This is a genomic window from Inquilinus sp., from assembly GCF_039594555.1.
In the GTDB taxonomy this organism is placed as follows: Bacteria; Pseudomonadota; Alphaproteobacteria; order DSM-16000; family Inquilinaceae; genus Inquilinus.
In genome coordinates this window covers 1-6175 of sequence record NZ_JBCNNF010000409.1, presented here as the reverse complement: position 1 = coordinate 6175, position 6175 = coordinate 1, and the positions used below count along the sequence as shown (strand labels likewise).

Annotated in this window: 3 protein-coding genes; all 3 read right to left on the bottom strand. The window is 70.4% G+C overall.

All coding sequences use genetic code 11. From position 1 onward, the window contains the following. On the bottom strand, positions 1-3228 hold a 3228-nt coding region (gene putA / locus ABDW35_RS30110), incomplete at its 3' end, for a trifunctional transcriptional regulator/proline dehydrogenase/L-glutamate gamma-semialdehyde dehydrogenase (protein ID WP_343717534.1). 189 nt (positions 3229-3417) lie between these two features. Then, positions 3418-5121, bottom strand: coding sequence for an aconitase X (locus ABDW35_RS30105; RefSeq protein WP_343717533.1), 1704 nt, complete (start codon positions 5119-5121; stop codon positions 3418-3420). 360 nt (positions 5122-5481) lie between these two features. Then, positions 5482-6175: CocE/NonD family hydrolase C-terminal non-catalytic domain-containing protein (locus ABDW35_RS30100; RefSeq protein ID WP_343717532.1), on the bottom strand; the 694-nt coding region annotated here is incomplete at its 5' end.

The following is a 6175-nucleotide window of genomic DNA, read 5'->3' as shown; positions in this document are numbered from 1 at the left end:
GCCCGAGAGCCCTTCGCCGCCGAACGGCTGCACGCCCACCACCGCGCCGATCACGTTGCGGTTCACGTAGATGTTGCCCACGTGCGCGCGGCCGATCACGTGCGCGATCGTTTCGTCGATGCGCGTATGGATGCCGAGCGTGAGCCCGTAACCCGTCGCGCGGATCTGCTCGAGCAGCTTGTCGAGCTGGCTGCGGCGATAGCGGATCACGTGCAGCACGGGGCCGAACACTTCGCGCTTGAGTTCGTCGAGGCTATCGATTTCGATGAGCGTCGGCGGCACGAAGGTGCCTTGCGCGCAGCTCTCGGGCGTCGGCATCTGCGTGACCTTGCGGCCCTTCTCGCGCATCGTGCCGATGTGCGTGTCGATGCCGCGCTTCGCCTCGGTGTCGATCACCGGGCCGACGTCGGCCGAGAGGCGATCGGGGTTGCCCACGGAGAGTTCCTTCATCGCGCCGGTGAGCATTTCGAGCGTGCGATCGGCGACATCGTCTTGCAGGCACAGCACGCGCAGCGCGGAACAGCGCTGGCCCGCCGAGTCGAACGCGCTTTGCAGCACGTCGGCCACGACCTGTTCCGCGAGCGCCGACGAATCGACGATCATCGCGTTCTGGCCGCCCGTTTCGGCGATCAGCGGGATCGGACGGCCATCCGAATCGAGGCGCTGCGAGAGCGTCTTGTTGATGAGGCGCGCGACTTCGGTCGAGCCCGTGAACATGACGGCGCGCGTGCGCGCATCGGCCACCAAAGCGGCACCAACCGTTTCGCCGTCGCCGGGCAGCAGTTGCACGGCGCCCGCGGGCACGCCCGCTTCGCGCAGGATGCGCACGGCCTGCGCGGCGATCAGCGGCGTTTGTTCAGCCGGCTTCGCGAGCACCGTGTTGCCCGCTGCGAGCGCGGCGGCCACCTGGCCCATGAAGATCGCCAGCGGGAAGTTCCACGGGCTGATGCAGACCACGGGGCCGAGCGGCCGGTGGGTGTCGTTGGAGAAATGGTCGCGCACCTGGGCGGCGTAGTAGCGCAGGAAGTCGACCGCCTCGCGCACCTCGCCGATCGCGTTCGGCAGGGTCTTGCCGGCCTCGCGGATGATGGTGCCGAGCAGGGCGGGCATCCGCGCCTCCATCAGGTCGGCGGCGCGCATCAGGCAGGCGGCGCGGTCGCCCGGCGGCGTGGCCTGCCAGATCGGCGCGGCTGCCGCGGCCTGGGCCATCGCCTCGTCCACCTGCTCGGCCGAGGCCTCGACCACCTGGCCGACGACGTCGCGCCGGTCGGCCGGGTTGCGGACCTCGCGAGCGGGCCCGTCGCGGTCGCCGTCGCCCAGCATCGGCACGGCGCGCACCGCGGCATCGACGCCGCCGAGCAGCGCGGCCGACAGCGAGGCCAGGCGCTGCTCGTTCGAAAGATCGATGCCGGCGGAGTTGTCGCGGCTGTCGCCGAACAAAGCGCGCGGCTGGGCGATCTTCGGATGCGGCGCGCCGAGCGGCTGGATCTTCCGTGCCGCCTCGACCGGGTCGGCGATCAGCTCGTCGATCGAGACGTCGGGGTCGCCGATGCGGTTGACGAAGGAGGTGTTGGCCCCGTTCTCCAGCAGGCGGCGGACCAGATAGGCCAGCAGCGTCTCATGGGTACCGACCGGGGCGTAAATCCGGCACGGCCGGTCCAGCTTGTCGCGGCCCACCACCTCCTCATACAGCCCCTCGCCCATGCCGTGCAGGCACTGGAACTCGTACTGGCCGCGATAGTAGTTCTCGCCGGCCATCTTGTAGATGGTCGCCAGGGTCTGGGCGTTGTGGGTGGCGAATTGCGGGAACACGGCGTCCGGCGCCGCCAGCAGCTTGCGGGCGCAGGCCAGGTAGGAGACATCGGTGTAGATCTTGCGGGTGTAGACCGGGAAGCCTTCCAGCCCGTCGACCTGGGCGCGCTTGATCTCGCTGTCCCAATAGGCGCCCTTGACCAGCCGCACCATCAGCCGGTGCCCGCTGCGCCGGGCCAGGTCGATGACCCAGTCGATCACGAAGGGGCAGCGCTTCTGGTAGGCCTGGACGACGAAGCCGATGCCGTTCCAGCCGGAGAGATCCGGGTCGAAGCACAGCGCCTCCAAGAGGTCGAGCGACAGCTCCAGCCGGTCGGCCTCCTCGGCATCGATGTTGAGGCCGATGTCGTAGCTGCGGGCCAGCACCGCCAGCGCGGTCAGCCGCGGCAGCAGCTCGCCCTTCACCCGGTCGGCCTGGGCGCGGGAATAGCGCGGATGCAGCGCCGACAGCTTGATCGAGATGCCCGGCCCCTCATAGATGCCGCGCCGCTCCGCCGCCTTGCCGATGGCGTGGATCGCCTGCTCGTAGTCGCGATAGTAGCGGTCGGCGTCGGCCGCGGTGGTCGCCGCCTCGCCAAGCATGTCGTAGGAATAGCGGAAGCCCTTCGACTCCAGCTTGCGGCCGTTGGCCAGCGCCTCGGAGATGGTCTGGCCGGAGACGAACTGCTCGCCCATCATCCGCATGGCGATGTCGACGCCCTTGCGGATCAGCGGCTCGCCGCCGCGGCCGATCAGCCGGGTTAGCGCGGCGGACAGGCCGGCCTCGCTGTTCGTGGTCACCAGCTTGCCGGTCACCACCAGGCCCCAGGCGGCGGCGTTGACGAACATCGACGGGCTCTGCCCGACATGGGACTGCCAGTCGCCGGAGGAGATCTTGTCGCGGATCAGCGCGTCGCGGGTGGCGCGGTCGGGGATGCGCAGCAGCGCCTCGGCCAGGCACATCAGGGCCACGCCCTCATGGCTCGACAGCGAGAATTCCTGGATCAGCCCCTCGACGCCGGCGCCGACGCCCTTGGCGCGCAGCGCCTCGACCAGGGTGCGGGCGATCCCCTTGGCGCCATCGGTCACCGGCTTCGGCAGGGTGGCGCCGGCCAGGATGAAGGGCAGGCACTCCTCCTCCGGCCGGCGATAGGCGGCGGTGATCTTGGCGCGCAGCACGGTCTGCGGCTGCACCGACTGGGCAAAGTCGAGGAAGGGCTGCGGGCCGGAGTCCTCGGCCGCCGTCGCGTCGGCCGGGTCGCCGGCTTCGGCCTCGTCCGGGCCGCCGAAGGTCTCGCCGCGCTCGACCCGGTCGAGCATCAGCAGCATGGCCTGCTTGACCAGCCAGTGCGGGGTGCGCCCCTGCTTCTCCGCCGCCGCCTTCAGCCGCGCCCGCAGCTCGTCATCGATCTTCACGCCGAACGTCGTGCTGCCCATGGCCCTGCCCCGCGGGTTTGCTGTGCGGCAGTAGTACCACCAAAAGAGCAAAAGGTGCAACCTTGCCCTTTGAGAGGTTGCACCTTCCAAACCCGTCATTGCGAGCGAAGCGAAGCAATCCAGGGGCCAATGCGAACCGGCCCCTGGATTGCTTCGTCGGCTTCGCCTCCTCGCAATGACGGCAGGGCGTCAGGAAAGCCAGCCCGGCCGTCGTGGCGGCGCGCGCCCGGTCAGCGCGGCCTCGACGCAGTCGCCGAGGGTGCCGAGGCGCACGGCGCAGCCGGACAGCCCCGGCCCGTAATGGGCGTATTTGCCGGAGGTGGTGATGACCGTCTGCGCCGCCGCCGGGAAGACGGGCCGCGAGATCGAGCACCAGCACAGGTCCGGGATCACCTCCACGCCACTCGCCCGCAGCCTTGCCGTCGTTCCGTCGGCCTCGGCGGCGGCGATCACCTGCCGGCCGGCGGTGACGATCACCGCGACCTCCGGGTTCCGCCGGCGGCCGGCCAAGCCATCGGCCAGCGCATGGCATTCCGCGAGCGAGGCGTGCGGACTGCCGATGGCGACCAGGTCCACCGCCTCCGGCCCCTGGTTCAGCCGGGCCCAGCCCTCGGCCAGAAGCGCGCGAGTGATGACGACGCGGTCGGCGCCGGGATCGACTTCCCGCCCCGCCTCCGGCGTGACGCCCTCGACATGCAGCATCGGCGCCGCCGAGGTGGTGCCGAAGGCAGCGCAGAGGGCTTTCAGGTCGTCCTGGTCCGGCCTGGCCCCGGCCAGCCCGCGCAGCAGCGGCACCCGGTCGGGCGCGGCATGGCCGGCGAGATAGCCGATCAGCGGCCACACCTCCGGCCCGGCGCCCTCGGGAAGCTCGACATCGATGATCCGCCTCGCCCGCCGGTGCTCCTCCAGGAAGGCGTCGGCCAGAGGGGCGCGGCCGGTCAGCGCGATGCAGAGGTCGAGGAAATCCGGATGCTTCGCCGTCCGCGCGCCGAGCACGGAGTTGGCGAAGATCACCGCATTCGATTCCGACCAGCCGATCGGCTCGCCCGCACCCGGCGCGTCGTCCAGCAGATAGGGGGCGCAGGTGAAGCTCGGCCGGCAGCCCATCCGCACATAGCTGTCGGCCAGCCGCGCCGCCGGCCCGCCGAACTCCGGCGGCACGCCCTGGGCCTGCCAATTCTGGCGGTCGACCGAGATGGCGTTCATCGTGGTCGGGACGCGGACCCGGGCGCCCAGCGTTTCCATGGTCTCGGCGAAGATAAGGTTCGCCGGCCCGGCATAGATGCAGCCATCGATATGGGCGCGCGTCACGTCGGTCAGCGCCGCCGCGCCCTGCTGCCGCGCCATGGCGACGAGGATGCGCATCGCCTGCTGCAGGGCCGGCCCCTCCGCGCCGTCGAGCATGGCGCGGTCGCGCGCCTCCAGCGCCAGCGCGCCGGGCGGCGGCGGCGCGATCGTGATCCGCAGCCCCTCGATCTCGACGGCCTCCGGCGTGATCGACGCCGTCCGGGCAGCGGCCACGGCGGCGAAGGCCTCGGCCGGCAGGCGCAGGACGGGGATCGCCCGCCCGAACATTTCGGCGGCAACGATCGCGCCGAGGGTGAGCGTGTCCTCCGGCTCGGAGAAGATCAGGGCTGCCGGCGCCCGGCCGGCCATCGCCAGCTCGAGCAGCACGCCCGACCCCGAGCAGGAGCCCCGGCTGGTCGGCATCAGCACGACCGCGCCGGCCAGCGAGGCGCCGTGCCGGGGATGGTGCACGTCGATCACCGTCCCGGTGGCGGCGTCGACCCCGCCCCAGAAGCTCAGCCCCTCGTCCATGGCCACGACGGGACCGCTGGCGGTCCCGCTCAGGATGCTGAGCCCTGGATGAGGGTTGTCGATGCTGGCTGGCATGGGTGGGTCCGGTGGCTGTTACGGACGACGCGTATGGCCGCTCACGACCTGGAGAGCGATTGGTCACGATCTTTATTGTCATTGCCGGGCTTGACCCACGGCTGTCCGGTTGAGCTTTTCAGGGCGCAGAACCAAGCCCTGCGCTAAACTTTTATTGTCATTGCCGGGCTTGACCCGGCAATCCAGGGGCCACAGAGAGCGGCTCTTGAAAGCCCCCTGGATCCTCGGGTCAAGCCCGAGGATGACAATAAAATGGAATAAACACCTGAGATAAACACGTGTCCGCTGCGGTTTTCCTCAACCGGACAGCCGTGGGTCAAGCCCGAGGATGACAATAAAGCGGAATGGCGACCTCTACGCCTAAACCAGGTCGCGCGGGATGTCCTCGGTCCAGGCACGCTCGGTCACGACCTCGCCATTCTCCTTGGCCGTCAGCTCGGTGGTCAGGTGCCAGCGGTCGAGATCCGCGGTCAGCACCGACCGGGTCTCGATCCGGATGCGCCAGCCCTCGCGGCCCATCTCATAGGACTGGGTCAGGACATAGCGGGCCGACAGCGGATCGTCGTCGCGGATCGTCAGCTCGCGCTTCAGGCTGTGGGCCAGGGTGGTGTCGATCTCGTCGAAGCGCAGGATGCCTTCGCCGAACACGCCGCCTATGCCCTCGGTGACGTAGATGGTCTCGCCCGCCACGTGGTCCTGCTTCGAGTATCGCCGGATGCTGCCGGCGTCGACCTGGGTGGTCGGCGTCGGCGTCCCGCGCACCGGCGGCTCGAAGGTCACCGCATCCCCTGCCCCGCCCTGCCGCACCGGCAGGTCGAGATGGCTGGCGCCGGCCCGCAGGGTCAGGGTGGCGGCGGTGGGCGCCGGCCAGACGGTCGGCCAGTAGCCGGTGGCGACGGCGACGCGGATGCGGTGCCCGGCCGGGAAGCGGTGGCCGCAATCGTTCAGTTTCACCCGCACCTGGTAGCGCCGGCCCGGCTCCAGCGGCGCCGGAGACTCGTGCCCGTCGCGACGGGTCAGGTTCAGCACGCCGTAGCTGACCCGGGCCGAGCGG